Source organism: Vibrio sp. 2134-1, assembly GCF_033339495.1.
This window is the reverse complement of record NZ_JAWOUS010000129.1, coordinates 1-1098: the sequence shown is the minus strand read 5'-3', so window position 1 is coordinate 1098 and position 1098 is coordinate 1. Positions and strand designations below refer to the sequence as shown.

Here is a 1098-nt window from a genome sequence, read left to right as displayed (position 1 = left end):
GGTTTTACGTCCGGTGCGAATTACGGGTGGAAAACTTTACCAACTCCAATGAAAGTGTTAAATTGATCACGTTTTTAAGCCATTTTGGTTTAAAACATCAGCAGATGTCCGTGATTGTTCAACCAAGGAATTACCCTTGCAGGCTTACACCTATACCATCATTCAGCGATTAGACAATTTGAACCAGCAGCGTATCGATCGCGCGCTGGCGCTTATGGATTCGCAAAGCCAGCAAGTTTTCCACTTGATTCCTGCCTTACTGAACTACAATCACCCAGTCATTCCGGGCTACTACGACGCTGACGTTCCGTACGGCGTACACGGGCTTGAACTCAATCCTATCCAACAGCAATTCATCGACGACATACAACTCGCCATTGGTCAGCCACTCAAGACGGCAGAAAAGCCAGCGATCTTGGGCTTATATACCATGGGTAGTACGTCATCGATTGGTCAAAGCACTTCCAGCGATTTAGACATTTGGGTATGTATTTCGCCAGAGATGGATTGCGACGAACGTGAACTGCTCACCAACAAATGTTTGCTGATCACCGATTGGGCGCAAAGCCAAGGGGTGGAAGCGAACTTCTTCTTGATGGATGAAGAGCGTTTTAGAAGTAACCATTCTGAAGAGATGACGGGTGACAACTGCGGTTCCTCACAGCACTTGCTTTTGCTTGATGAGTTCTATCGCAGTGCAGTACGTATCGCTGGCCAGCGTCTGTTATGGCAAATTGTGCCACCAGAAATGGAAGAGTGTTACGACGAGTACGTTTCTCAATTGTGCAGCGATGGCTACATCGACTGTAGCGAGTGGATCGATTTTGGTAAGTTGAACCGCATTCCTGCCGAAGAATACTTTGGTTCGAACTTGTGGCAACTGTACAAAAGTATCGATTCGCCATACAAATCGGTATTAAAAGCCATTCTGCTAGAAGCTTACTCGTGGGAATACCCGCACACACAACTGTTAAGTATTGATACCAAGCGTCGATTCTTTGCCCATGAGCCAGATCTCTATGGCATGGACGCATACTACTTAATGTTGGAAAAAGTTACGCGCTATTTAGAGCGAATCCAAGACGATACACGTTTGGA

The 1098-nt window shown here is 46.2% G+C and carries 1 protein-coding gene; it reads left to right on the top strand.

All coding sequences use genetic code 11. From position 1 onward, the window contains the following. Window positions 1–136: 136 nt before the first annotated feature. Window positions 137–1098 (top strand): class I adenylate cyclase (locus R7R78_RS24380; RefSeq protein ID WP_225474406.1); only part of this gene is annotated, 962 nt, incomplete at its 3' end.